Source organism: Dactylosporangium sp. CS-033363 (assembly GCF_050942475.1).
GTDB lineage: Bacteria > Actinomycetota > Actinomycetes > Mycobacteriales > Micromonosporaceae > Dactylosporangium.
The window spans coordinates 7,481,225-7,505,695 of the sequence record NZ_CP192032.1 but is presented as its reverse complement, the minus strand read 5'-3'; the positions used below and the strand labels follow the sequence as shown (position 1 = coordinate 7,505,695).

General features: G+C 71.8%; 24 protein-coding genes. 7 read left to right on the top strand and 17 right to left on the bottom strand.

Annotation, left to right across the window (positions count from 1 at the left end; all coding sequences use genetic code 11):
* Position 1: 1 nt before the first annotated feature.
* Positions 2–322, bottom strand: a complete 321-nt coding sequence (locus ACQPZ4_RS34745; protein WP_433045243.1) for an ArsR/SmtB family transcription factor — start codon at positions 320–322, stop codon at positions 2–4.
* A gap of 100 nt (positions 323–422) precedes the next feature.
* On the opposite strand from ACQPZ4_RS34745, the gene ACQPZ4_RS34740 reads away from it, so the two are divergent.
* Positions 423–1,283 carry a WD40 repeat domain-containing protein gene (locus ACQPZ4_RS34740; RefSeq protein ID WP_433045240.1) on the top strand — a complete coding sequence of 287 codons (861 nt, stop codon included), beginning with the start codon at positions 423–425 and terminating at the stop codon, positions 1,281–1,283.
* Positions 1,284–1,626: 343 nt separating this feature from the next.
* Here the strand turns inward: ACQPZ4_RS34740 and ACQPZ4_RS34735 are convergent, their stop codons facing one another.
* Positions 1,627–2,307 (bottom strand): TetR/AcrR family transcriptional regulator, encoded by a 681-nt coding sequence (locus ACQPZ4_RS34735; RefSeq protein ID WP_433045237.1) that lies wholly within the window; start codon positions 2,305–2,307, stop codon positions 1,627–1,629.
* 65 nt (positions 2,308–2,372) lie between these two features.
* On the opposite strand from ACQPZ4_RS34735, the gene ACQPZ4_RS34730 reads away from it, so the two are divergent.
* The 3 genes from ACQPZ4_RS34730 to ACQPZ4_RS34720 are packed head-to-tail and all read left to right on the top strand — an operon-like array spanning position 2,373 to position 4,256.
* Positions 2,373–3,569, top strand: a complete 1,197-nt coding sequence (locus tag ACQPZ4_RS34730) for an NAD(P)/FAD-dependent oxidoreductase (protein WP_433045234.1) — start codon at positions 2,373–2,375, stop codon at positions 3,567–3,569.
* Positions 3,570–3,624: 55 nt separating this feature from the next.
* The gene (locus ACQPZ4_RS34725) at positions 3,625–4,020 is read left to right on the top strand and encodes a hypothetical protein (protein ID WP_433045232.1); all 396 of its coding nucleotides are present in this window, start codon (positions 3,625–3,627) and stop codon (positions 4,018–4,020) included.
* A 2-nt stretch (positions 4,021–4,022) separates the two neighbouring features.
* Positions 4,023–4,256, top strand: coding sequence for a hypothetical protein (locus ACQPZ4_RS34720; protein WP_433045229.1), 234 nt, complete (start codon positions 4,023–4,025; stop codon positions 4,254–4,256).
* 788 nt (positions 4,257–5,044) lie between these two features.
* On the opposite strand, the gene treZ is transcribed toward ACQPZ4_RS34720, so the two are convergent.
* Genes treZ through glgX form a run of 3 tightly spaced genes read right to left on the bottom strand, consistent with a single transcriptional unit; the run spans position 5,045 to position 11,058 of the window.
* Positions 5,045–6,745, bottom strand: a complete 1,701-nt coding sequence (treZ, locus tag ACQPZ4_RS34715; RefSeq protein WP_433045226.1) for a malto-oligosyltrehalose trehalohydrolase — start codon at positions 6,743–6,745, stop codon at positions 5,045–5,047.
* A 9-nt stretch (positions 6,746–6,754) separates the two neighbouring features.
* Complete coding sequence (gene treY / locus ACQPZ4_RS34710; RefSeq protein ID WP_433045223.1) at positions 6,755–8,956, bottom strand: malto-oligosyltrehalose synthase; 2,202 nt, start codon at positions 8,954–8,956, stop codon at positions 6,755–6,757.
* Positions 8,953–11,058, bottom strand: coding sequence for a glycogen debranching protein GlgX (gene glgX / locus ACQPZ4_RS34705; protein WP_433045220.1), 2,106 nt, complete (start codon positions 11,056–11,058; stop codon positions 8,953–8,955). Before glgX ends, treY begins: the two co-directional genes overlap by 4 nt.
* Before the next feature lie 242 nt (positions 11,059–11,300).
* Here glgX and ACQPZ4_RS34700 point away from each other — a divergent pair, with 242 nt between their 5' ends.
* A complete protein-coding gene (locus ACQPZ4_RS34700; RefSeq protein WP_433045217.1) occupies positions 11,301–13,298 on the top strand; it encodes an amylo-alpha-1,6-glucosidase in 1,998 nt (665 codons plus the stop codon).
* Between the two features lie 25 nt (positions 13,299–13,323).
* Complete coding sequence (locus ACQPZ4_RS34695) at positions 13,324–14,781, top strand: glycosyltransferase family 4 protein (RefSeq protein ID WP_433045214.1); 1,458 nt, start codon at positions 13,324–13,326, stop codon at positions 14,779–14,781.
* A 24-nt stretch (positions 14,782–14,805) separates the two neighbouring features.
* Here the strand turns inward: ACQPZ4_RS34695 and ACQPZ4_RS34690 are convergent, their stop codons facing one another.
* The 12 genes from ACQPZ4_RS34690 to ACQPZ4_RS34635 all read right to left on the bottom strand — a co-directional run bounded on the left by ACQPZ4_RS34690 (position 14,806) and on the right by ACQPZ4_RS34635 (position 23,386).
* Positions 14,806–15,423, bottom strand: coding sequence for a DUF2461 domain-containing protein (locus ACQPZ4_RS34690; protein ID WP_433045211.1), 618 nt, complete (start codon positions 15,421–15,423; stop codon positions 14,806–14,808).
* Positions 15,424–15,433: 10 nt separating this feature from the next.
* Positions 15,434–16,072 (bottom strand): DJ-1/PfpI family protein, encoded by a 639-nt coding sequence (locus ACQPZ4_RS34685; RefSeq protein WP_433045208.1) that lies wholly within the window; start codon positions 16,070–16,072, stop codon positions 15,434–15,436.
* 1 nt (position 16,073) lies between these two features.
* Positions 16,074–17,018, bottom strand: a complete 945-nt coding sequence (locus ACQPZ4_RS34680; RefSeq protein WP_433045205.1) for a GlxA family transcriptional regulator — start codon at positions 17,016–17,018, stop codon at positions 16,074–16,076.
* Between the two features lie 255 nt (positions 17,019–17,273).
* Positions 17,274–17,906 (bottom strand): MerR family transcriptional regulator, encoded by a 633-nt coding sequence (locus ACQPZ4_RS34675; protein WP_433066778.1) that lies wholly within the window; start codon positions 17,904–17,906, stop codon positions 17,274–17,276.
* A gap of 669 nt (positions 17,907–18,575) precedes the next feature.
* Positions 18,576–19,040, bottom strand: coding sequence for a bifunctional nuclease family protein (locus tag ACQPZ4_RS34670; protein WP_223093836.1), 465 nt, complete (start codon positions 19,038–19,040; stop codon positions 18,576–18,578).
* 161 nt (positions 19,041–19,201) lie between these two features.
* On the bottom strand, positions 19,202–19,849 hold the full coding sequence (ftsR, locus tag ACQPZ4_RS34665) for a transcriptional regulator FtsR (RefSeq protein ID WP_433066775.1): 648 nt from the start codon (positions 19,847–19,849) through the stop codon (positions 19,202–19,204).
* Between the two features lie 73 nt (positions 19,850–19,922).
* Positions 19,923–20,363: an oxoglutarate dehydrogenase inhibitor Odhl gene (gene odhI / locus ACQPZ4_RS34660; RefSeq protein ID WP_350613525.1), complete on the bottom strand. Its 441-nt coding sequence runs from the start codon at positions 20,361–20,363 to the stop codon at positions 19,923–19,925.
* 144 nt (positions 20,364–20,507) lie between these two features.
* Positions 20,508–20,888 carry a glycine cleavage system protein GcvH gene (gene gcvH, locus ACQPZ4_RS34655; protein ID WP_433045202.1) on the bottom strand — a complete coding sequence of 127 codons (381 nt, stop codon included), beginning with the start codon at positions 20,886–20,888 and terminating at the stop codon, positions 20,508–20,510.
* A 34-nt stretch (positions 20,889–20,922) separates the two neighbouring features.
* Entirely contained in the window at positions 20,923–21,585 is a 663-nt protein-coding gene (locus ACQPZ4_RS34650) for a DUF881 domain-containing protein (protein ID WP_433045199.1), read from the bottom strand.
* Between the two features lie 33 nt (positions 21,586–21,618).
* On the bottom strand, positions 21,619–21,951 hold the full coding sequence (locus ACQPZ4_RS34645) for a small basic family protein (RefSeq protein ID WP_433045196.1): 333 nt from the start codon (positions 21,949–21,951) through the stop codon (positions 21,619–21,621).
* Positions 21,948–22,793 carry a DUF881 domain-containing protein gene (locus ACQPZ4_RS34640; protein ID WP_433045193.1) on the bottom strand — a complete coding sequence of 282 codons (846 nt, stop codon included), beginning with the start codon at positions 22,791–22,793 and terminating at the stop codon, positions 21,948–21,950. The genes ACQPZ4_RS34645 and ACQPZ4_RS34640 overlap by 4 nt, the downstream gene beginning before the upstream one ends.
* Positions 22,790–23,386, bottom strand: coding sequence for a CDP-alcohol phosphatidyltransferase family protein (locus ACQPZ4_RS34635; protein WP_433045190.1), 597 nt, complete (start codon positions 23,384–23,386; stop codon positions 22,790–22,792). Before ACQPZ4_RS34635 ends, ACQPZ4_RS34640 begins: the two co-directional genes overlap by 4 nt.
* Before the next feature lie 73 nt (positions 23,387–23,459).
* Here ACQPZ4_RS34635 and ACQPZ4_RS34630 point away from each other — a divergent pair, with 73 nt between their 5' ends.
* Positions 23,460–24,467, top strand: a complete 1,008-nt coding sequence (locus tag ACQPZ4_RS34630) for a hypothetical protein (protein WP_433045187.1) — start codon at positions 23,460–23,462, stop codon at positions 24,465–24,467.
* The last annotated feature ends 4 nt before the right edge of the window (positions 24,468–24,471 follow it).

Below are 24,471 nucleotides of genomic sequence, written 5' to 3'. Positions count from 1 at the left end.
CTCACTGTTCATCCGTCATCCCGTCCTGTACCAGTTGCAGGTATGCGTCCAGGCGTGCGTAACTGGCGTCCCAGAACCGCCGGTACTCCTCGGCGAACGCCGCCACCTCCTTGAGCGGCCCCGCCTCGAGCCGGCACGGCCGCCACTGCGCGTCCCGCCCCCGCGAGATGAGCCCGGCCTGTTCGAGCACCCGCAGATGCTTCGACACGGCCGGCCCACTCATCGCAAACGGCGCGGACAGTTCTTTGACGCTCGCCTCCCCGGCACTCAGCCTCGCGAGAATGGCCCGCCGGGTCGGGTCAGCCAGCGCCGCAAAGGTCATACTCAGCCGATCAGTACTCACATCCGTACCTAACCAAGTGGTTATCTAACCTCTCGGTTACTTAAGCAGGCGGGCCCGCCCGCCGTCAAGGAGCACCGCCGTGCGGTTCAACGCCGCGACCCCGATGGCCGCCTGGATCGCCGTCGTCCCCACCCCGGACGGCCCCCTGCTGGCCCCGTCCGGCCCCCTGTTCGACGCCCGCACGAAGACCCAGCGCGGCTCCTGGCCGGCGATGGTCCGCGCGGCGGTGTCTCTGCCCGGGGGTCGCACATTGCTGCTGGCTTCCGGCGTCGCTGGTCCGCGCCGCTTCGACCTGGACGCGGGTGCGGAGCTACCGCCGGTGCTCGACCCGGCGGAGGTGCTGGACGTGGCGGTGGCGGGGACGGTGATCGCCGGGGCCGGTCCGACCGGCGTGCACCGATGGGACGCGGCGACGGGGGAGCGACTGGGGCGGCGGCCGCTCGTCGGCCCTTCCCTGCGCGCGATCACGTCCGTCTCGCGGCCGGGCGGCGGGATGACGGTGATCGCCTGCGACGACACCGGGCTGTACCGCTGGGACTCGGCGACCGGGGATCCGGTGCTGCCGCCGCAGCAGACCGTGGCGTCGTCGCTGGGCGGCCTGGCCCTGGCGCCGACGGGCCGCGAGATGCTGGTCGGGTGCGACTGGGACGGTGCCGTGCACCGGTGGGACCCGCACACCGGCGAGCTCTCCGGCGCGCCGATTCCGGTGCCGTCGCCCGCTCGTCTCGCCGGATGTTTCGTGGGGCGGCTCGACCGGCCGTGCGCCTTGCTGCTCGTCGCCGAGGGGCGCTACGACACGGCGGTCGCCGTCGACCTGGAGCGGGGGGAGCGCATCGCCGTTCCCGGGCTCGCCCGGGCCGTCTTCTCGCTCGACGGGGAGATCCTGGTGGTGCTGGTCCACCCCGGCGGCGAGCTGACCCTCGAGCCGCTGTTCGGGTGACGCTTCGTTTGACGCTTTGTTTGACGCTTCCTTGGCCTCGCGCAGTTGGCGGAGCTTCTCGGCGTGCCGCCGGGCGAGGCCCCAATCGCGGTGCCGCTTGTGTTCTGTGCGAAATGCCTCGACGGTAGGAGAATAGTTCCAGCGTCGGGCCGGGCCCACTTAACCCTGTGGGCCGCCGACAGGCAGGCCGAACCATCGGCCGAGGGCACTGCGCGGTTGCCCATCGGTCCGGTGGAAAAGCGTGAAGCCGGACCGATGGGCACCACATATGTGCCCTCGTCCGATGGTCCCCGGCCGCCGGGGCGACCGGAATGTATGAGCGTGGTCCCGGTAACGACTCTGGTCACCGTTCGGTGGTCTGGACCGTTTCGGGGGCTGCCGGGTCCGCGGTGGTCGTCATTCGGTGGTCCAGGAGAAGAAATTTGGTTACAAAGGGGCGCCGCAGGGCGTCGAGCGTTGTCGTGGTGGCCTGGGTCCAGAGCAGCCGGGCCGTCTCGTCGTCGCCCAGGACGCCGCGCAGTTCCAGCGACGCCAGGCCGTGGACCAGGGCCAGGAGGTGGCGGCCGACGGTGAACTCGTCGCGGCCGGGGAACAGGTCCAGGGCCAGGCAGCGGCGGATGGTGGACAGGACGCGGTCGAAGCTCGCGTACACCAGGCGGAACACGGGGTCGTCGACGTCCGCGTCGGCTCGGACCTGGGCCATGAACAGGTCGTAGAGCTGGCGCTTCTCGCGGGCGGCGGATCGGAAGCCGGCGATCAGCAGGGGCAGTTCGTCCAGCGGGTCGGGCAGCTGCGGCACGGCCTCGTGGTGGCGGCGCATGGTCTCCGCCACGTCCAGGGACAGGGCGCGCAGCAGGCCCTCCTTGTCGCCGAAGAGGCTGTACACGGCGCGGGTGGTGGTGCCGACCGCGTCGGCGACGCGGCGGACCGAGACCGCGGCCGGGCCCTCGGCGTGCACGAGTTCGCCGGCGGCGGCCAGGAGGGCCGCGCGCGTGTCGGCGCCGTGTTCGCGTGGGCGTCCCATGCTTGCCAGCATATCGTGACGCTGTTACGTTACGGTGTATCAAAACACTGCGGTACGACGTCATCGTGGTCGGCAGCCGTCCGGCCGGGGCGGCCACGGCCCTGCTGCTGGCGCGGGCCGGGCTGCGGGTGCTCGCCGTGGACCGGGCGCGGTTCCCGAGCGACACGCTCTCCACGCACCAGGTGCAGCCGCCCGGGGTGGCGTTGCTGCGGCGGTGGGGACTGCTGGAGCCGCTGCTGGCCGCCGGTGCGCCCATGGTTCGCACGGCCAGGTTCGCGCATCCGGCGGCGGTGCTCGACGGGGCGTACCCGGGCCCGGACGGTGTGCTGAGCCCGCGCCGCACGGTGTTCGACGCGCTGCTGGTCGACGCCGCCCGGGCCGCGGGGGCCGAGGTCTGGGAGGGGTTCGCCGTCTCCGCGCTGCGCTGGACCGGCGGCCGGGTGACCGGCATCGACGGGGCGTTCAAGCGCGGCGGGGCCCGGTCGGTCGCGGCGAGCCTGGTGGTCGGGGCCGACGGCAAGCACTCCACGGTGGCCCGGCTGGCCGGCGCTCGCGAGTACCGCGCCCGGCCCGCCATGACCGCGGCCTTCTACGGGTACGTCGAGGGGCTCGGGCTGACGGGCGGCGAGGTGTACCCGGGCCGTGACCGCCTCACCTCGCTGTGGCCGACCAACGACGGACTGGCCGTCGCCTTCCTGTCCGTGCCCCGCGAGCGCTTCGCCGAGGTGCGGGAGCGCGGCTTCCTGGCGAGCTTCGGCGACCGGCTCGCCGGGGCCCGCCTGGCCGCGCACGAACCGGTCCGGGCGACGGTGGACCTGCCGAACGCCTTCCGCGTGCCGTACGGGCCGGGGTGGGCCCTCGCCGGGGACGCCGGGCTGGTCATGGACCCGATCACCGGCCAGGGCATCGGCAACGCCCTGCGCGACGCCGACGCCCTCGCCGCCGCGCTGGTCGCGGGTCTCGGCGGGGCCGCCCCGCCGGCCCGGACGCTCGCCGCCTACCACCGCGGGCGGGATCGGCGGCGGCGGGCGATGTACCGGCTGACGACGGCGGCGGCCGGGTTCGGGCCGGAGCGGTTCGGGTCGCGGCTGTACCCGGCGATCGCCCGCGATCCGGCCGACGTGAGCCGGTTCCTGGCCGTACTCGCCGGGCTTACCCCGCCACTGTCGGCTTTGTGGGGTTTTGCGAAAAGTCGGGCGCTTCGCGCCGCGACTTTTCGGACTTATGACCCGACAGGCGATAAGTCCGAAATGTCGGGCTGAGGAACGATGCCCGACATTTCGTGACAAGAGCCGGCCGCACAGCACCGCCGCCGACGTGCGGTTCAACGCCGTGACCCCGACGGCCGCCTGGATCGCCGTGCTGCCCACCCCGTCCGGCCCCCTGTTCGACGCCCGCACGAAAACCCAGCGCGGCACCTGGCCGGCCATGGCCCGCGCCGCGGTCCCCCTGCCGGACGGCCGCACGTTCTTGCTGGCCGCCGGGCTGGCGGGCCCGCGCCGCTTCGACCTGACCGCGGGCGTGGAGCTACCGCCGGTCGCCGACCCGGCCGAGGTCCTCGACGTGGCGGCGGCCGGACGGTCATCGCGGCCGCCGGCCCGACCGGCGTGCACCGGTGAGCCGCGGCGACGGGGGAGCGGCTGGGGCGGCGGCCGCTCGCGGGCCCTTCGCTGCCCGCGATCACGTCGGTTTCCCGGCCGGGCGGCGGGCTGACGGTGATCGCTCGTGACGACACCGGCCTGTACCGCGTGGGGCGTTCCGACCGGCCGTGCGCTCTGCTGCTCGTCGCTGACGGGCGCTACGACACTGCTGCCGCCGTCGATTTGGAGCGGGGGGAGCGTCTCGCGATTCCCGCCGCGGCTCGGGCTGTCTTCTCGCTCGACGGGGTGACGCTCGTCGTGCTGGTCCGCCCCGGCGGCGAGTTGACCATCGAGCCGCTGTTCGGGTGACGCTTCCTTGCCGTCGCGCAGTTGGCGGAGCTTCACGGCGTGCCGCCGGGCGAGGCCCCAATCGCGGTGCCGCTTGTGTTCTGTGCGAAATGCCTCGACGGTAGGGGAATAGTTCCGGCGTCTTGTCGTGTCCCGCATCGCTGTCAATTCGGCCCGGCCAAACAATGACATCTGCCCCACCCAACAATTGTCCCACCGGTCCCCATCAACCTCAAACGATTCCAGATAAAGCGAAAATCCCTGAGTTGTACCACCGAATGATGACCACGACGAACCCGGCAGCCCCCAACGGTCTGGACCACCGAACCTTGACCAAAGTCGTCACCGGGACCACGCCAACCCTGTGGGCCGCCGACAGGCGGGCCGAACCATCGGACGAGGGCACTGCGCGGTTGCCCATCGGTCCGGTGGAAAAGCTTAAGCCGGACCGATGGGCACCACATATGTGCCCTCGTCCGATGGTCCCCGGCCGCCGGGGCGGCCGGAATGTATCAGCGTGCTCCCGGTGACGACTTTGGTTACCGTTCGGTGGTCCAGACCGTAATTCGGGAGCCGGGTTCGCGGTGGTCGACGTTCGGTGGTCCAGGAGGAGAAATCGTCCGCGGCACTGGACGCATCCCGAGTCGGCGCGGTCGCGTTCGACTGGTGAGGTGCTGCCGCTCGCGGTGATTCCGCCGGCGTACCGCAATGATGTCCACTCGCGGGCCCTCATCGCCGCCAGTCGGACGCGACGGGCGAACGGATCCCGCGGCCGTTCGGGCCGGATCCGTGGGCGACGGCGGACGGAACTACAGGATCGCGGCAGACTCCCCGGGAAGCGTCAGCAGATCAGACTGCAACAGCACCGCGTCGTCGGTGGCGAACAACACGCATTCCGACCGCAAAGGAACGGTCCGCGGATCGGCGGTCAAATTCGCCACCACGGTATGAGCGCCGCGGCGGATCAGCAGGACGCCGTCGTCGTGGATGACGTGGACTCGGTCCAGGCGCGGGTCCGACAGGTCCGGCAAGGATTTGCGCAGGGCGATCAGCCGGCGGTACAGGCCCAGCATGTCCTGGTCCAGGCCCGCCCAGTCCAGGTGGGAGCGGGAGAAGGTCTCCGGGTCCTGCGGGTCCGGCACGTCGCCCTCCGGCCAGCCGTGGGCGGCGAACTCCGCGCGGCGGCCCTTCGCCACCGCGGCCGCCAGGGCCGGTTCCGGGTGGCTGGTGAAGAACTGCCACGGGGTACGGGCGCCGAACTCCTCGCCCATGAAGAGCATCGGGGTGAACGGGGACGTCAGCAGCAGCGTCGCGCCCACCCGCAGCAGGCCGGGGGACAGGGTGGCGGTCAGGCGGTCGCCGATCGCGCGGTTGCCGATCTGGTCGTGGTTCTGCAGGCAGACCACGAAGCGGTACCCCGGAATGCGCGCGCGGTCGACCGCGCGGCCGTGGATGCGGCGGCGGAAGGTGGACCAGGTGCCGGCGTGGAAGAAGGCGGACTCCCAGACCGTTTTGAAGCACTCCTGGCTGCCGAAGTCGCCGTAGTAGCCCTGGCGCTCGCCGGTCAGCATGGCGTGCAGGGCGTGGTGGACGTCGTCGTCCCACTGGGCGTGCAGGCCGTAGCCGCCGGCCTCGCGAGGCGTGATCAGCTTCGGGTCGTTGAGGTCCGACTCGGCGATCAGGGTCAGGGGGCGGCCTGCCGCGGCGGACAGGGCGTCGACCTCCGCCGCCAGGTCCTCCAGCAGGTGGGTGGCGCCCCGGTCGACCAGGGCGTGCACGGCGTCCAGGCGCAGGCCGTCGCAGTGGTAGTCGCGCAGCCACTGCAGGGCGCTGTCGATGATGAAGCGGCGGACCTCGCCGCTGTCGGGCTCGTCGAGGTTGAGGGAGCGGCCCCAGGTGTTCGCGCCCGCCGAGAGGTACGGGCCGAACTGCGGGGTGTACGCGCCGGACGGGCCGAAGTGGTTGTAGACGGCGTCGATGATGACGCCCAGGCCGGCCTGGTGGGCCGCGTCCACGAAGCGCTTCAGGCCGTCGGGGCCGCCGTAGGTCTCCTGGACGGCGTGCCAGCCCACGCCGTCGTAGCCCCAGTTGTGCTCGCCGTTGAAGGTGTTCACCGGGAGCAGCTCGATCAGGTCGACGCCCAGGTCCTTCAAGTACTGCAGCCGCTCGATCGCGCCGTCGAAGGTGCCGGACGGGGTGAAGGTGCCGATGTGCAGCTCGTAGATGACGCTGCCCGCCAGCTGCCGTCCCGTCCAGGCGGTGTCGGACCACGCGTACTGGTCGTGGTCGTACACGCGGCTGCGGCTGTGCACGCCCTCCGGCTGCCATCTGGAGCGCGGGTCGGGCAGGACCTTGTTCTCCTCGTCGAGCTCGAAGCCGTAATCGGTGCCGTGGCCGGCCGACGGGTCCTGCGCCGTCCACCACTGCCCGTCGGCGGTCATGGGGATGGCGGCGGTACCGCTGTGCAGCACGACACGGCGCGCGGAAGGCGCCCAGACCCGGAACTCCATGGCAGTCGGTCAGCCCTTCACCAGCAGCGCGACGGGGTACGAGGCGAGCATGTCGCCCAGGGCCGGGGACGCGGCGCCGCGCCCGGTGAGGGCGTCGGTCCAGTCGCCCGGCGGGAGCTGCAGTTCCGTCTCGCGCCAGCCGCCGGCCGCGGCCAGGCCGACCGGGAGGCGGGTGGCGACGGTCAGCGCGCCGCCGCGGTCGAACGCGACGACGTGGTTCGCCGCCGGGCCGGCGGCGACGACGGGCTCGTAGCCGCCGAACAGCTCGGGGCGGTCCCGGCGCAGCCGCAGCGCGCGGCTGACCACGAGCAGCTTGGCCGCGCCGGAGACGTCGACCGGCGGGAGCGGCCGGCCGGCCGCGGCGGCCGAGTCGAGGGCGGCGAGCAGGTCGAGGCGCTCGGCGAAGTCGACGGGGCGGCGGTTGTCGGGGTCGACGAGGGAGTTCTCCCAGAGCTCGGTGCCCTGGTACACGTCCGGCACGCCCGGCATCGTCAGCTGGACGAGCTTCTGGCCGAGCGCGTTGCTCCAGCCGAAGGGGGTGATCCGGGCCGCGAACTCCCGCACCGAGCGGCGCAGGTCCGCGTTGTGGAAGACCCGCTCCAGGTTGGCGTTGACGGCGGCCTCGAACGCCTCGTCCGGCTCGTCCCAGGAGGTCGAGCGGTTCGCCTCGCGGGCGGCTTTTTCGAAGTACCGCCGCAGCCGCTCTTCCTCGATCGGCCAGGCTCCGACGATCGTCTGCCAGAACAGCGCCTCGAAGGAGTCGTCGGCCAGGGGCGCGGTGCGGCGCCAGTCCCGCACGGCGGCGGCCCAGTCGGCGGGGAGCTCGCTGAGGACGGCGAGGCGGGCCCGCACGTCCTCGCCGCGCTTCGTGTCGTGCGTCGACAGGGTGGTCATGGTGTTCGGCCATTCCCGCAGCCGGCGGATCTGGGCCGCGTGGAACTCGCCGGGTTCGACGCCGACGCGGCTGGGATCGCCGCCGACCTCGTTCAGTGCGACGAGCCGGTTCCATCGGTACATCGCTGTGTCCTCGACGCCCTTCGCCATCACGGCGCCGGTGAGCTGCTGGAACCGCTGGGCGAGCTCGTCGTCCGGGTCCTTGAGCCGTGCGATGTCCTGCGCGCCGGCCCGCGCGCTCGCTTCCTCGAGGTTTTCCACGCCGTACGGGAGATACGTCCGATAAACGCCGAAATTTGCCGCCAATTCGGACAGTGCCGCCTTGTCGCCTCCCAAGCGGGCGAGACGGTTGAGCTCGGCGCCGAACAAGCGCTTGGTGACATCGAGCTTCTGCTCGTACGCCTCGTCGGCCCACGACTTGTCGGCAATGTTCGAAAAATCGGGGTCGATGAACAGGCCGCACACCTCAGCCAGGGCCTCGTACCCCGTGGTGCCGTCGACCGGCCAGGGCGGCATCGGCTCGCCCCGCTCCAGGATCTTCTCGACCAGCAGCCACGCGTCCGGCGCCTGCGAGCGCAGCCGGGCCAGGTAGCCGCCCGGGTCGCGCAGCCCGTCGGGGTGGTCGACCCGGATGCCGTCGGCGAGCCCCTCGCGGACCCAGCGCAGGATCTCGGCGTGCGTGGCGTCGAAGACCACCGGGTCCTCCTGGCGCACCCCGGCCAGCTCCGTGACCGCGAAGAACCGCCGGTAGTTGAGCCGCTCGTTGCCCTCCCGCCAGTACACGAGCCGGTAGTGCTGCCGCTCGTGGACCTCCTGCGGGCTGCCGTCGCCGGTGCCGGGCGCGATCGGGAAGCGGTGCTCGTAGTACCGGAGCAGGCCGTTCTCGATCTTCAAGTCGTCCGTCGAGGGGGAGCCGAGGACGGGCACGACGAGCGGGCCCGCGTCCCAGTCGATGTCGAACCAGTCCGCGAACGCGCTGCCGCGCCCGTGCTCGAGCACGTCCCACCACATCGGGTTGGCCGCGGGCTGGAACAGGCCCATGTGGTTCGGCACGATGTCGACGACCAGGCCGAGGCCCTCGTGCCGGAGCGCTCCCACGAGCCGGTCCAGGGCGGGCGCGCCGCCGAGCTCCGGGTTCACGACGCGGGGGTCGACCACGTCGTACCCGTGCGGCGAGCCCGGCGTCGCGGCCAGGATCGGCGCGGAGTACAGGTGGCTGGCGCCGAGGCTGTGCAGGTATCCCGCGAGGCCGGCCGTGGTGTCGAGGTCGAAGTCCGGGCGCACCTGCACCCGGTAGGTCCCCGTGGGAATGCTCATACCGTGCGGTCCAGCACGACCAGGGAGCGGTCCGGGACCGTGATCGTGCCGCCGGCGGTGTAGCTGACGCCGTCGCGGGCCGGGCCCGTCGCGGTGGCGATCACCAGTTCCCACTCCTTGCCGTACTCCTGGGACGGAACGACGAACTCCAGCGGCTCGTAGTGCGCGTTGAAGCACAGCAGGAACGAGTCGTCGACGTGCCGCTCGCCGTGCGAGCCGCGCTCGGTGATGCTCTCGCCGTTGACGAAGAGCATGAGCGCCTTGCCGAAGTGGTTGTCCCAGTCCTCCTCGGTCATCGCCCGCCCGTCGGTGGCGAACCAGGCGACGTCCGGGATCGGCGTACCCTCGGCCCGCGCGACCGGCCGGCCGGTGAAGAACCGGCGGCGGCGGAACACCCGGTGCCGCTCGCGGAACAGCGCGAGGCCGCGGGCGAAGGCGAGCAGCTGCTCGTCGACGTTGTCCCAGTCGACCCAGCTGATGTCGTTGTCCTGGCAGTACGCGTTGTTGTTGCCGCCCTGGCTCCGCCCGAGCTCGTCGCCGGCGCAGATCATCGGCACGCCCTGCGACAGCATCAGCGTGGTGAGGAAGTTGCGCCGCTGCTTGGCCCGCAGCGAGTTGATCGCCGGATCGTCGGTCGGCCCCTCCGTGCCGCAGTTCCAGGAGCGGTTGTGGCTCTCCCCGTCGCGGTTGTCCTCGGTGTTGTCCTCGTTGTGCTTGTCGTTGTACGAGACGAGGTCGTTGAGCGTGAAGCCGTCGTGGCACGTGACGAAGTTGATGCTGGCGAACGGCAGGCGCCCGTCGTCCTGGTACAGGTCGGCCGAGCCGGTGATCCGGGAGGCGAACTCGCCCAGCGTGGCGGGCTCCCCGCGCCAGAAGTCGCGCACCGTGTCGCGGAACCGGCCGTTCCACTCCGTCCACAGCGGCGGGAAGTTGCCGACCTGGTAGCCGCCGGGGCCGACGTCCCACGGCTCGGCGATCAGCTTCACCTGGTTGACCACCGGGTCCTGCTGCACGACCTCGAAGAACGTGGAGAGCCGGTCGACGTCGTAGAACTCGCGGGCCAGGGTCGAGGCGAGGTCGAAGCGGAAGCCGTCGACGCGCATCTCCGTCACCCAGTACCGCAGGGAGTCCATCACCAGCTGCAGCGAGTGCGGGTTGCGCACGTTGAAGCTGTTGCCGGTGCCGGTGTAGTCCGTGTAGTACCGGTTGTCGTCGTCCTCGAGCTTGTAGTAGTGCCCGTTGTCGATGCCCCGGAAGCTCAGCGTCGGCCCGAGGTGGTTGCCCTCGGCCGTGTGGTTGTAGACGACGTCGAGGATGACCTCGATGCCGGCCGCGTGCAGGGCCTTGACCATGCCGCGGAACTCCTGCACCTGCTGGCCGCGGTGCCGGCGGGCGTAGCCGTGGTACGGGGCGAAGAAGCCGATGGTGTTGTAGCCCCAGTAGTTCGACAGGCCGAGCTCCACCAGCCGCTGGTCGTGCACGAAGTGGTGCACCGGCAGCAGCTCCACCGCGGTGATGCCGAGGCGCTTGAGGTGCTCGATGATCGCGGGGTGGCCGATGCCGGCGTAGGTGCCGCGCAGCTCCTCGGGCACGTCCGGGTGGCGCATCGTGAGCCCGCGCACGTGGGCCTCGTAGACCACGGTGTGGTGGTACGGCACGCGCGGCGCGGCGTCGTTGCCCCAGTCGAAGTACGGGTTCACGACGACGGCCTTGGGCATGAACTGCGCCGAGTCGGCCTCCGACATGCGCTCCGGGTCGTTGAAGTCGTAGCCGTACACCGCCGGGTCCCAGCTGATGTCGCCGTCGATGGCCTTGGCGTAGGGGTCCAGCAGCAGCTTGTTCGGGTTGCAGCGCAGCCCGCGCTCCGGGTCGTAGGGGCCGTCGACGCGGAACCCGTACCGCTGCCCCGGCTCGACCCCCGGCAGGTAGGCGTGCCAGACGAACGCGTCGACCTCGACGAGCTTGATCCGCTCCTCGTTGTCGTGCTCGTCGAAGAGGCACAGCTCGACCGACCTGGCGACCTCGCTGAAGATCGCGAAGTTGGTGCCCTGCCCGTCATAGGTCGCACCCAACGGGTACCGGTTGCCCGGCCAGACCTGCATGCTTGCTCCTGCCTCTTTACTCGGCACCGCCGTACAACGGCGCCCTCGTTGCCACAGTGTTACGTGCGTCGAAAGTTCACGCACGGGTACGCGCGAAGCTGGCTGCCATATGCCCCGCCCGCCCAATAATGAATCGTGCTCGGCGGCGCGTCGGATTTCCGACACGGTCGCGGGATGAATCTCCGGCAAATTCAGCCGTGGCGTGCGTTTGAAACAAGGGGGATCGGATCATAGTTGGGCACATGCCCCCCGGTTCGGTGATGACCTTCGGCCCGCATGCCTGCACCACCCCGGCGGGATTCGAAGCGGAATGGCTGATCACCGACGGTCTCGGGGGATACGCGACCGGCACGATCGCGGGGCTGCGCACGCGCCGGTACCACGCCCTGCTCGTCACCCCCTCCCGTCAGGTCGCCCTGGCCGCCCTGGACCCCGTGCTGCGGCTGCCCGGCGGGACCGAGCACCGGCTCGCGGTGCACGAGTGGGGCTCCGGCGCGCTCGATCCCACGGGACATCACCACCTCGAATCCTTCGAAATCCTCGATGGTGTACCCCGCTGGCGCTGGCGATTCGGCGAATACGTCCTCGAGCGTGAGGTCGCGATGCCGTACGGGCGCAATGCTGTGGCCGTCGTGCACCGCCTCGTCGCGGCGCCCCCCGGCGCGCAGGTCCGGCTGACCCTCAGCGCGCTGTGCACCTGGCGCGACGCCGACGGCGAGCGGTTCGCCACCGACGGCGAGCTGGTCGTCGAGGACGTGCTCCGGCTCGACGGGCCCGGGTTCGCGCCGACCGGCGAGTGGTACCTCGACGCCTACCACCGCGAGGAGGCCGCCCGCGGGCTCAACCCCCTCGAGGACCTGTGGGCCGCCGGCACCTTCGCCGCCGGCCTGCGCGCCGGCGACACGCTCACCGTGACCGCCCGTTCCGACGTCGCCGACGAGACCCCGCTGCCCGACGGCCCGGCGATCGTCGAGGCGGCCCGCCGCCGGGCCCGCAAGCTGATCCGCCAGGCCGGGGTCAAGACCACCGCCGAGCGCCTGCTCACGCTGGCCGCCGACGCGTTCATCGTCGACCGGGACGGCACCCCCGACGTGATCGCCGGCTACCCCTGGTTCGGCAGCTACCTGCGCGACACGATGACCGCCTACGAGGGCCTCTTCCTGCACACCGGACGCGCCGCGGAGGGTGCCCGGCTGCTGCGCGCGCACGCCGACCTCGCCACCCGCATGCGCGGCGAGGGCCTGGGGGACTGCGACGGGCCGCTCTGGTACGTGCATGCCGTCGACCGGCACATCGCGCACACCGGCGACGGGGACCTCGGGGCGGAACTGCTGCCGGCGGTGGAGTCGGTGATCGCGGCGTACACGAAAGGCACCCGCGACGGCGTGACCGTCGACCCGCTCGACGGCCTGCTCGCCCTCGACGCCGCGCACGCCGGCCGCACGTGGATGAACACCCGGCTGCCCCGCGGCCCGGTGACCCCCCGCGACGGCAAGCCGGTCGAGCTCAACGCCTTGTGGGCCAACGCCCTCGGCGCCGTCGCCGCGCTGCGCGAGCGCTGCGGCCGCGACGCCTCGGTCGTGCACACCCGCCGCGACGCGGTCCGGGCCCAGTTCGTGAAGCGCTTCCGCGCCCCCGACGGCTGGCTCTACGACGTGGTCGACGCGGGACCCGCGCCCTACCCCAAGGGCGGCTCCGGCGTGCACGACGACTCGGTACTGCGGCCCAACCAGCTGCTCGCGTTCAGCCTCCCGTACGCCCCGGCCGCCGACGAGACCCGCCTGCGCGACGACGTGCTGCGCGCCGTCGGGGAGAGCCTGCTCACGCCGCTGGGACTCCGCACGCTTGCCCCGAGTGAATACGGGTACCTTGGTGCCCACCGGGGCGGTGTCGTCGCCCGGGACACGGCATATCACCAGGGGACGGTGTGGCCGTGGTGGCTCGGGCCGTACGTCGACGCGTTGTGTGCCGCCGGCCGGCCGGTGGACGCGCTGCCCGTCGCGATCGAGGGACATTTGGGTGAGTGCGGCCTCGGCTCGGTGAGCGAGATCGCGGAGGGTGACGCGCCGTACCGCCCGACGGGCGCGCCGTTCTCGGCCCGTTCCGTCGCCGCACTGCTGCACGCCCGCACGGTGATCAGGCAAAACTGCAATGTGCAAGGTGCACGCCCGGGTACATCGGGAAAAGTGAAATTGGCCCGCGAAGCCGGTCCGCGGAAGCGTCGGAACGCGCTACGGTGACAGTCGGCGACGAGAGGTATCCGCTATGCGCGTATTGATGATCGCCTGGGACTTCCCTTCGAGTGACGGACGAACGGCCTCGCTCGCGTCGGCTCTGGTCGCCGCCGGCCACGAGATCACCGTGGTGACACGGCACGGTGCTCCGGTCTCCGTCGAGGGTGTCCGGGTGGTCCGGGCCGCGCCGTTCGTCTCCGTCGGCGGTGACGCCGATCTCGGCGACACCATGGCGGTCAATCACCTCCTCGCCGACGCGGCCATCCGCACCGCGCCCGCCGAGGGCTACGACGTGATCCACGCGCACGGCTGGCTCGTCACGCACGCCGCGGTCACCCTCAAGGAGCACTTCGGCATCCCGTTCGTGGCCTCGCTGCAGACCACCGAGGCCGGCCGCCACCAGGGCTACCTGGAGGGCGAGCAGAGCCGGTCCGTGCACTCCGTCGAGTGGTGGCTGGGCTCCGAGGCCTGCCGGGTGATCGTGCCGACCGAGTACCTGCGCTGGGAGGTCCAGCACCTCTTCGACGTCCCCGCCGAGCGGGTCGACGTGGTGCCGAGCGGGATCGACCCCGACATCTGGACCGCCGAGCCGCGGGCCGTGCTCCAGGCCCGGCTCCGCTTCGCCGGGGAGGGGCCGCTGCTGGTCTACGCCGGGCGGCTGGTCGCCGAGAAGGGCGTGCAGGATCTGCTCGAGGCGATGCCGGCGATCCGGGAGCGGCACCCCGGGACCCGCGCGGTCGTCGCGGGGGACGGGCCGTACCGGCCGTTCCTCATCGAGGAGGCGCGGCGGCTCAAGCTGCACCGGGCCGTCTCCTTCCCCGGCACCCTCGACCGGCCGACGCTCGCCGCGGTGCTGGCCGCCGCCGACGCCTTCGTGATGCCGAGCCGGTACGAGCCGACCGGGACCGTGGCCCTGGAGGCCGCCGCCTCCGGTGCCGCGCTCGTGGTGGCCTCGACCGGTGGGCTCGCCTCGATCGTCGAGCACGGGGTGACCGGCATCCGGTTCCCGGCCGGCGATCCGGACGGGCTGGCCGACGCCGTCGGGGCGCTGCTGCAGGACCCGATGTTCGCGCAGACCCTCGCCACCCGGGCCCGCGCCATGGCGCGCGAGCGGCACTCGTGGCATGCGACGGCCGCTCGGACCGCCGCCGTGTACGGGGCCGCGGTCGACGAGGCGCCGGCCTTCGAGGCGCGCCGGCGGGCCACCGTGCTCGGCAGCGGGCTTCCCGTCGTGTTCGTGCCGCCGGGGAATCTCCTGGCCGATCCGCCGCGGGTGCCCGTGGGGGAGCGGCCCGCCAGCCTGGTGCGGGCCGCCGCCGAGGAGGCGGCCTGGCAGGCCGGGGCCGACGCCGCGCGGGCGGCTCTGGCCGCCGAGGGCGGGTTCTGGCCGGACCAGCCGGCCGCTCGGGAGGCCGCCGATCGGGACGCCGCCGCCCGTGCCGCGGCTGCGCCCTTCGACGTGGTGATGGCCGCGGTCGAGCGCCGCTGAGGGGTTGTTTCTCGGCGTTGCTTTTTAAGCGTGGGTCGCGAGCCATTCCTGGAGGGGGCGGCAGCCGCGCAGGAACTGCTGGACGTGGGTGCGGGCCTTGGCGGTGCCGAGCCAGGGCTTCAGCGGGAACTGGTGCCAGGCGATCAGGCCCTTGTGCCGCAGCAGATCGGCGCGGGGATGCTCCTTGTCGAACCCGCGCGGGACCGTCTTGAGCTGCTCGTGGGACGTGACCGACCAGCCGTGCGCGGCCAGGTCGGCGATGATGCGGGTGAGCGCCGCGCCGGACGAGTCGTCGGCGACCGCCTGGCGGAAGCGGGCCAGGCGGGGTGAGTCCATCATGTACGCGCCCGCCCCGGCCGCCAGCCCCTGCGCGGTGAGCTGCAGGTAGCCGCCGCGCTCGAAGGACGCCGCGCAGGACGTCTTGTACGGCGACTTGTCGGCGCTGAACCGCACGTCCCGGTACGGGCGGAAGATCTTGGCCGGGCCGAACTCCGGCTCGAGCTCGGCGAGCAGCTCGGTCATCGGGGCGCGGACCTTGTCCTCGTAGGTTTCCTTGTGCGCGGTCCAGTACGTCTTCGAGTTGTCCGCCTCGAGTCCGTCGTAGAACTCGAGCGCCTCGACCGGCCAGCCTTGGAACGTCACGTCCTGGAGCTTACGACCTGACCACGAGCTGTCTGTTGGTGCGCAGGAACTCGACGATCTCCTGCGGGGCCGATTGCGGTGAGCCGGCGTTGAACGGGGGCTGCGGGTCGTACTCGATGGCCAGCTGAATCCCCTGCGCGACCGGCGGCCCGGCGATCCTCGCGGCCAGGGTGAGTCCCAGGTCGATGCCGGCGGAGACCCCGGCCGCGGTCGCGTACCTGCCGTCGATGACCACCCGGTCGGGCGACGGCTCGGCCCCGAACTCGCGCAGCCGGTCGGCGACGAGCCAGTGCGACGTCGCTGTCCGCCCGCGCAGCAGCCCGGCGGCGGCGAGGATGAGCGAGCCGGTGCACACCGACGCCATCCACGTCGCCTGTCCGTCGACGCTTTGCAGCCATGCTCGCAGCTCGGCGTCGGCGAACTGTGCCGCGACGTCGGGACCGCCGGGGACGACGACCACGTCGGGCGGGGCGGCCTCGGAGAAATCAGTCTTTGGACCGAGTGACAGCAGGCCGGTGTCGGTCGAGACTGGGCCGGAACCGGAACCGACGAAGGTGACCGACGCTCCAGGCAGACGGGACAGCACCTCGTAGGGTCCGATGATGTCCAGGGCGGTCATCTGGGGGTACAGGACGAGGCTGATCTGCATGTCAGAAACGCTCCCGATAGTCGGCCGGGCCGACGCCCAGCTCACGTAGGAATGCGCGGCGCATGGCCTCCGGCGTGCCGTAGCCGCAGGTGCGGGCCACCTCCTCCACACCGGAGGGGCCTTCTTCGAGCAGCCGGCGGGCGGCCTCGAGCCGCACCAGGTCGACGTATCGGCCCGGCGGCGTGCCGACCTCGGCCGCGAACGCCCGGCTGAACTGCCGCGGCGACAGGTTCGCGCGCGCCGCGAGGGCGGGCACGGACAGGTCGGCGCCGGGGTGCTCGGCCGCGTACCGCTGCACCTCGCGCAGCGGGTCCCGGGCGGCGACCTGGGCCGCGAGCTGGACGCTGTACTGCCGCTGCCCGCCCGGCCGGCGCAGGAACATCACGAGATGCCGGGCGATGCCGAGCGCGACGTCGCGCCCGCAGTCCTCCTCGACCAGCGCGAGCGCGAGGTCGATGCCGGCGGTCACCCCGGCGGACGTCCAGATGTTGCCGTCCCGCACGAAGATCGGCTCCGCGTCGACGCTGACGCTGGGGAACCGGCGCGCCAGGGTGGCGCACTTGTCCCAGTGGGTGGTGACCTGGCGGCCGTCGAGGAGACCGGCCTCGGCGAGCAGGAACGCGCCGGTACAGACGGCGGCGAGGCGCTTCGCTTCGGGCCCGCGCTCGCGCAGCCACGCGACGAGCCTCGGATCGGTCGTGCGGGTGCCATCGCCGCCGGGCACGATGAGCAGGTCGGCTGGTCGGGCCGCGGCCAGCGGGCCGTCGGGGAGGATCTGCAGGCCGCTGGACGTCCGCACGGGCCGCCCATCGATGCCGCCGATCCAGATTTGGTACTGATCGCTGCCGGCTCCCACGTTGGCGCCGGCCAACACCTCGAGCGGGCCGGTGACGTCGAGGCTCTGCACGCCGTCGAAGATCGCGATCACCACGCGTTGTGCTGCCACACCCTCGATCCTGGTCGCGTTCTACGGCGGCAGCAACGACGTCCTTCCCACCTTTCGTGCCACGGGCGGCGGCCGAAAAAATGTCGTACCCCTGTTCTAGGTTGTCCTCAGGCCCGAACGGAGGGTGACCGAATGACCAGGCTGATGGCGATGGCGGTGCGGGAGGCCCGGAACATGCCACGACCCGCCGGCCGTGGGCTGGCGGGTCGCGGGCGGAGCGTTTGCGGGTGCTCGGAGCGGTGTCCGGTTGAGCGGTCAGCCGGCGCGGCGGCGGGCGCGGCGCATGGCGAGCTCGTCGCCGGCCGGGAAGGGTTCGCCTGCGCTGCCGGTCGCCGGTGGGGCGGGGAGTTCCTCGCCGGTCGTGGCGGCCTCGGCGGGCAGGTGCGACAGGGTGCCCTCGATCTCCTTGAAGGCGCCGGAGATGGCGATGCCGAACACGCCCTGGCCGCCCTGGAGCAGGTCGACGACCTCTTCGGGCGAGCGGCACTCGTACACCGTGGTGCCGTCGGAGATGAGGGTGATCCCGGCCAGGTCGCCGACGCCGCGGGAGCGCAGCGTGTCGATGGCCTTGCGGATGTTCTGCAGGGAGACCCCGGCGTCGAGGAGGCGCTTGACGACCTTGAGCACGACGATGTCGCGGAAGGAGTACAGGCGCTGGCTGCCCGAGCCGCTCGCGTCGCGCACGGAGGGGACGACCAGGCCGGTGCGGGCCCAGTAGTCGAGCTGGCGGTAGCTGATGCCGGCGGCGTGGCAGGCGGTGGGTCCGCGGTACCCGACGTCCTCGGCATCCGCGACGCTCCCGGCGAGCCCGGAGGTGCTGCCGGCGGGCCCGGAGACTCGGTCCGGGGCGCTGCCGGTGTCGTCGGGGTGCGCGTGGTGGTCGGTCATGGCGGCGGCCGTACGGTGATCCATGTGCGGGTTCACCTGTCCGTGCTCAGGGGCATGGCCGGGTATCCCGGGATCGGGCGGCTGTTGCATTGCGACCCACCTCCAGCGTCAACACCCGCAACCCTATAGCGCACCTTGAGGGTCTGCGGGGAGGTAACGCCGCGACACGCCGCGTGTCAGTGTGCGAAACCTTGCGCGCGTCCATCCGCCGTGTCGTGTTCACCGTCGGCGACGGCTTGCCGACGCTGCGGTTGACCCATCACCGACGCTACCTGCCGGATCTCGGAAGGCAAGCGTCTTCACCGAACTGCGCAGGCGTTTCGCGGGGTGTCACACGGGCGTGTGCCCGATTTGTTACCTCCCGGTGGGCCCAGGACTCACCCGCGATCACCCGTCCGGTCTCTGCCCCGTCCAGGCCGAGACCCGGCGCCTGCGCGGCCCGAAAGTGAGCAAGACGAAAGAAGAGCAGGACGAAAAGAAGAGCACGACGGGAGAAGGAGCGCGATCCGGGGAGGACGCGGCCGAAGCGGGCCAGGAGCCCGGCAACCGTGCGGGGCGGTCGCAGCTGAAGCGAGGCCAGGCGCCCCGCCTGAGCAGGAGCCTGGCCTCGATCGAAGTGGAGCTGCAAAACCGAAGTGGAACCGCTGACCGCAGGGGTCGTGCGAGCGGTCAGCCCGCGAAGTCCTCCGGGCGGACCTGCTCCAGGAACTCGCGGAACTTCTCGACCTCGTCCTCCTGCTCGTCCGGGATGACGATGGCGGCCTCGGTCAGGACCTGGTCGGCGCAGCGGATCGGGGCGCCCACCCGCAAGGCCAGGGCGATCGAGTCGCTCGGCCGGGCGGAGACCCGCACGTTGTCGCCGATCACGAGTTCGGCGTAGAAGATGTTGTCGCGCATCTCCACGATCTCGACGGCATGCAGCGGGGCCTTCAGGGCCGCGAGCATGTCGCGCATCAGATCGTGGGTCAGGGGTCGGGCCGGCTTCACGCCCTGCTGCTCGTAAGCGATCGCGGTGGCCTCTACCGCGCCGATCCAGATCGGCAGGTAGCGGTCGCCGTCGACCTCCTTGAGCAACACGATGGGCTGATTGGTTGGCAGCTCCACGCGAACTCCGACCACATTCAGCTCTCGCACTGCCGCCTCCGTGTCGACTTGCCTCTCCCTGCACGTTACACGGACTCCACGGGAGTCGTGCCACTCGCGATGCCGCTGTGATGTGCCGAGTGGTGAAGATCGCCCCGGATCCGTGGTGCCGGAAATGTCCCGTTCACCCAATTTTTGCCCCGATGGGGGAGCTACTTGCCGAGGATTTCGCGGAGGCCGGCCCGTACCAGAGCGGCATGCACCCGCTGGGTGAGCGCCGCGAGCTCGTGCACCGTGTCGGCCGCCCGGGCCCGTCCCGCTGGGCCGTTCTGCCTGGTCAACGGGGTGACGAGCTGGCTGAAGAGGCCGATTTCGCGGTCGGCGGCGGCCCGGTAGGCGCGCAGGTGGCGGGGCTCCACGCCGTATTCGGCCAGGCGGGCGGCGGCGGTGGCCACCTCCAGGGCGTCGGCGTCGAACCCGGCGCCGGGGCGGGACTTGAGCAGGCCGTGGTCCTCGAGGGCCCGCAGGAGCGCCTCGTCCACCCCCGACTTGTTGAGCAGCTCGTCGCGGGTCAGGCGGAGCTCGGAGGGGGCCTCGGACGGTACCGACGAGGAAACCTCGGTGAGCGGCTCGCGCATCGTGGCCAGGTGCTCGCGGATCACCCGCAGCGGCAGGTACTGGTCGCGCTGGGCGGTGAGCACGTAGCGGAGCCGGGCCACGTCGGTCCACGTGTACTTGCGGTAGCCGGCCGGCGTGCGGCGCGGCTCGACCAGGCCCTCGGTCTCCAGGAAGCGCAGCTTGGAGATGGTGATGTCGGGGAAGTCGCCGCGCAGGTGCGCGAGGACCTCGCCGATGCTCATGAGACGCTCACCCCGGGTGAGGTCGTCACCCGGGGTGTTGTTGTTCCAGGCGGCCGCCGACGCCGTCATCGCCTCAGCTCTCGTCGGGGCGCGGTCCTGCGACGAACACGAGGCGGAACTTGCCGATCTGGACCTCGTCGCCGTTGCTCAGCGTGGCCGCCTCGACGCGTTCGCGGTTGACGTAGGTGCCGTTGAGGCTGCCGACGTCGCGGACGGTGAAGGTGCCGCCCTCGCGGTGGAACTCGGCGTGGCGGCGCGAGACCGTCACGTCGTCGAGGAAGATGTCGCTGTCCGGGTGCCGGCCGCTCGTCGTCACGTCGTGATCGAGCAGGAAGCGCGCGCCCGCGTTGGGGCCGCGGCGCACCGCGAGCAGCGCCGTGCCCGGCGGCAGGGAACCCGACATGCGGGTGGGCACCATGTCGTTGTCCGGCCCCTCGATGGCATCCTCAATGGCGCCAAGGTTGAGCGTGGACGTGACGTCGAGCGGGGGAAACTCGTCGTCTGGGCGCGTCATCGAACCACCTCACGGTCGTATGTCGGGGTCAGCCGGATGCATCGGAAGCCGGTACGCGCATACGGTTGACTGAGCGAGCCTAGTCACGCGCGAAATCGCCGGTCAACCGGACGCGCGGTACGGGCGTACTACAAAAACGAGCAATCAGGCGGCGGTGAGCGCCTCGTAGGCCTTGGCGTCCAGCAGCGCGTCGACGGCCGCCGGGTCGGTGGCCTGGATCTCCACCAGCCAGCCGTCGCCGTACGGATCGGAGTTGATGAGTTCGGGCGAGCCCTCGAGCGCCGGGTTCACGGCCGTGACCTGGCCGGCGACGGGGGCGTAGATCTCCGAGACGCTCTTGGTCGACTCGACCTCGCCGAGCGAGCCGCCGCTGTCGAACGCGGCGCCGACCTCGGGCAGCTGGACGAAGACGATGTCGCCCAGCGAGTCCTGCGCGTAGTGGGTGATGCCGACCCGGAACGTGCCCTCGCCGGCGGGCGCGAGCCATTCGTGTTCGGCGGTGTACCGCAGATCCTCGGGAATCACGTCAAGTCCTTCTTCGGTCGGTCGGTGCAACTGTTCAGGCGGGCTTGGCGTACTTGAGCGCACCGGCATTGTGCAACGCGCTCACGCGCACGGGATCCATTTCGCGCACAGAGACCGTACCGCCGTGCTGGCGGACGCTGTCCACGACCCCTCCCGGGATGTTCAGCGCCGTCCGCATGGTGTCCGGGCCTCCGATGACGGTGATCGTATATGGTGCGCCGATCGCCGTCCCGTCGACCACGAGCCGGCCGCCCGACGGCGCGTCCACGAAGTACGTCGACGCGACGATGCGCACCGCGGGACCGCCGGCCCCGCCGATCTGCATGGCCTCGGCCCCGGCCCCGCGCAGCTCCTCGATCGCGTCGAGCACGGTTTCGGATTTTATGGCCTCGGACCCCGCCATGAGGTCGATCTGCAAACCGGGACCCTCGGCGGCGACCGTACCGGCGAGAATGCCCAGCTCGTCGGCGCGCTTGCGGGCCTCGGCCAGGGCCGCGTCGCGCCCCTGCGCGCCCGAGTCCAGCTGCCGCTGGGTGTCCTCGAGGTCGCCGATCTCGCCGCGCAGCCGGTCCTGCTGGGCGTCGAGGTCGGAGAGGATCCGCACGAGGTCCTCCGGCCGCGCCGAGGACAGCGCGGCGTCGGTCTCGTTGGCCTTGAACTGCACGGCGACGGCGAAACCGAGCAGCGCCAGCAGCACGGCGATGACGAGGTTCCCGGACTTCCCCACGGCTCAGGCCCGGAACAGGTGCCGGCGGATGGCCGCCACGTTGCCGAAGATGCGCACCCCGAGCACGACCACGACCCCGGTGGACAGCATCGCGCCGACCCCGAGCTTGTCGCCGAGGTACACGATCAGCGCGGCGACCAGCACGTTCGACACGAACGAGATGACGAACTGCTTGTCGTCGAAGATGCCGTCGAGGCGGGCGCGGACCCCGCCGAACAGGGCGTCGAGCGCGGCGACGACGGCGATCGGCAGGTACGGCTGCAGCCCGAGCGGCACGGAGGGCTCGAGGAAGATGCCGGCGGCAACCCCGATGGCCAGGGCGATCACGGCGATCATCGGGTGGGACCTCCAGAGGGGCTCGACGACGGGACGGGAACTGGACTGGCGTACTTCAGCGGCGGCTCCGCGGCCCCGGCGAGGGTCAGGTTCGCCCGCTTCTTGACGCTGAACTGCATGCGATATTCGTCGACGTACCGCTTGAACCGCTTCGCCGTCGCCGAGTCCCCGAACGTGCCGGCGAGGTCCGGCGGCCCGATCGCGGTCACCTCGTAGGGGCTCGTGACCGGCCGGAAGTCGACGAGGATCACCCCGCCCGCGGCCCGGATCGTGCCGGTGGCGGTGAGCCGCTGCCCGTTGACCGCGATGGCCTCGGCGCCCGCCTCCCACAGCCCGTTGGCGATGTCCTGCAGGTCCCGGTCCAGGACAAGACCCAAGTTCTCCTCCTGGGTACGGCCTGTCACCGGGTCCACCTGCGCCGGCGCGTCGACGATGCGGACCGCGACCCCGTCCCCGGTCACCTTCCCGGTGCCCGTGCCGGCGGCGAGGTCGCGCAGCCGGGAGGCGCTGTCCCCGTCCGCGAGCGCGTCGTCGCGGGCCTGGTCGACCTGGGCCCGCAGCTCGGCGGCGCGCCGCTGCAGGTCGTCGGCGGTCTGCTGGCGCGCCCGCACGTCGGCGACCAGGTCGTCGCGGGCCTTCGTGGTGCCGGGCGCGTCCTGCACCACCTGGTGGTACGCGACGGCCAGCAGAAACCCGATGGCGAGCATCGCGACGGCCGTGAGCCACCGGCCCGACCTCGGCGGTGGAGCGTCCCCGCGGCGGGCGGCGGCGGCCGCGTACCCGGGGTCGAGCGGGTTGCGGAACAGCTCGCCGAGCAGGTCGTCGCGGCGCGGCGAGGTCACGACGGGCGGACGGCCGCCGCCCGCCCCGCGCGGACGTGCACCGTGGCCTGGATGACGTAGAACACGGCGGCGACCCAGTACAGCACGATGCCCCACCACAGCAGCGCCCAGCCGCTGGGCTGCGACCAGGAGCGGGTCGACTCGGCGAAGTGCGCCAGCAGCATCATCGGGAAGCCCATGAGCAGCACGGCGGTCGCGGTCTTGCCGACGTAGTGCACCGGCGGCGGCCCGTGCCCGAGGATCCGCAGCACGACGAGGACCAGCACCATCACGGCCTCGCGGGCGATCAGCGCGATGGTGAACCACCAGGGCACGACGTCCTTGAACGTCAGCGCGAACAGGGTGGCCAGGATGTACAGCCGGTCGGCGAGCGGGTCCAGCAGCTCCCCGAGCCGGCTGACCTGCTTGAGCCGCCGCGCCGCGAACCCGTCGACCCAGTCGCTCAGCCCGCCGATGACGAGCACGGCGACGGCCCAGCCGGTGGCGTCGGTGGCGAGGAAGAGGTACAGGAACAACGGCACGCCGAGCAGGCGCATGAAGCTGATGAGGTTCGGGACGGTGAGCACCGGCCCGAGACCGGCCCGGTCTGCCACGCCGGGAATGCTAACAGCCCTCCCGGGTGACCTGGTGGAGGCGCTCAGGCCGGGCCGGGTAGCGTCCCGCGGCATGAGGCGGACGATTGCCGTGTTTCTGGCATTGGTACTGGCGGGCTGCTCGCATTCGGCCGCTCCTCCCACCGCCACTGCGCCTTCAGCTCTTCCGGTTGCGGAGGGCGGGCTCGGCGCGGCCCCCGGGTCGCCGTCGCCCTCGCCGTCCAAGCCGGCCCCCTGCACGATCTTCCCCGCCGACAACGTGTGGCACGCCGACGTCTCCAAGCTCCCGGTCAGCCGCGACTCCGCCGCCTGGGTCGCGAGCATCGGCGCCGCCACCAAGACCCACCCCGACTTCGGCAACGGCTACGGCATCCCGGTGACCACGATCCCGGCCGGCCAGGCCAAGGTGAAGGTGACGTTCTCCTACGCCGGCGAGAGCGACCCCGGCCCCTACCCGGTCCCGAGGAACGCCAAGGTCGAGGGCGGCGCCGACGCGGACGGCGACCGCCACGTGATCCTGCACGACCCGGCCGGCTGCAAGGCGTACGAGCTCTACGACGCCCACCCGAACGCCGACGGCACCTGGAAGGCGGGCTCCGGCGCCGTGTACGACCTGCGCGGCAACGCCCTGCGCAAGTCCGGCTGGACCTCGGCCGACGCCGCCGGCCTGCCGATCCTGCCGGGCCTGCCCCGCGCCGACGAGGCCGCGGCCGGCAAGGTCGACCACGCGATCCGCTTCACCGCCCCGAAGACCCGCAAGTCGTACATCTGGCCGGCCCGCCACGCCGCCAGCGACGCGGCCGACGCGGCGCTGCCCCCGATGGGCGCCCGCTTCCGCCTGAAGTCCTCGGTCGACATCTCGAAGTTCCCGCCCCAGGCGCGCGCGGTCGCGCAGGCCCTGAAGACCTACGGCGCGATCCTGGCCGACAACGGCTCGCCCTGGTACTTCTCCGGGACCGACGACCCGAAGTGGAACAACACCCAGCTCGACGCCCTGAAGACCCTCAAGGGCACCGACTTCGAGGCGGTGGACTCCTCCCTGCTCATGGTCGACCCCAACTCGGCCCGCTGCCGCCCCTGACCGG

What these genes read in the sequence shown, in the direction of transcription:
- ACQPZ4_RS34745 (WP_433045243.1), bottom strand. Translation starts at nt 322, where the DNA reads ATGACCTTTGCGGCGCTGGCTGACCCGACCCGGCGGGCCATTCTCGCG.
- ACQPZ4_RS34735 (WP_433045237.1), bottom strand. Translation starts at nt 2,307, where the DNA reads ATGGGACGCCCACGCGAACACGGCGCCGACACGCGCGCGGCCCTCCTG.
- treZ (WP_433045226.1), bottom strand. Translation starts at nt 6,745, where the DNA reads ATGGAGTTCCGGGTCTGGGCGCCTTCCGCGCGCCGTGTCGTGCTGCAC.
- treY (WP_433045223.1), bottom strand. Translation starts at nt 8,956, where the DNA reads ATGAGCATTCCCACGGGGACCTACCGGGTGCAGGTGCGCCCGGACTTC.
- glgX (WP_433045220.1), bottom strand. Translation starts at nt 11,058, where the DNA reads ATGCAGGTCTGGCCGGGCAACCGGTACCCGTTGGGTGCGACCTATGAC.
- ACQPZ4_RS34700 (WP_433045217.1), top strand. Translation starts at nt 11,301, where the DNA reads ATGCCCCCCGGTTCGGTGATGACCTTCGGCCCGCATGCCTGCACCACC.
- ACQPZ4_RS34695 (WP_433045214.1), top strand. Translation starts at nt 13,324, where the DNA reads ATGCGCGTATTGATGATCGCCTGGGACTTCCCTTCGAGTGACGGACGA.
- ACQPZ4_RS34685 (WP_433045208.1), bottom strand. Translation starts at nt 16,072, where the DNA reads ATGCAGATCAGCCTCGTCCTGTACCCCCAGATGACCGCCCTGGACATC.
- ACQPZ4_RS34675 (WP_433066778.1), bottom strand. Translation starts at nt 17,906, where the DNA reads ATGACCGACCACCACGCGCACCCCGACGACACCGGCAGCGCCCCGGAC.
- ftsR (WP_433066775.1), bottom strand. Translation starts at nt 19,849, where the DNA reads ATGAGCATCGGCGAGGTCCTCGCGCACCTGCGCGGCGACTTCCCCGAC.
- odhI (WP_350613525.1), bottom strand. Translation starts at nt 20,363, where the DNA reads ATGACGCGCCCAGACGACGAGTTTCCCCCGCTCGACGTCACGTCCACG.
- ACQPZ4_RS34645 (WP_433045196.1), bottom strand. Translation starts at nt 21,951, where the DNA reads ATGATCGCCGTGATCGCCCTGGCCATCGGGGTTGCCGCCGGCATCTTC.
- ACQPZ4_RS34630 (WP_433045187.1), top strand. Translation starts at nt 23,460, where the DNA reads ATGAGGCGGACGATTGCCGTGTTTCTGGCATTGGTACTGGCGGGCTGC.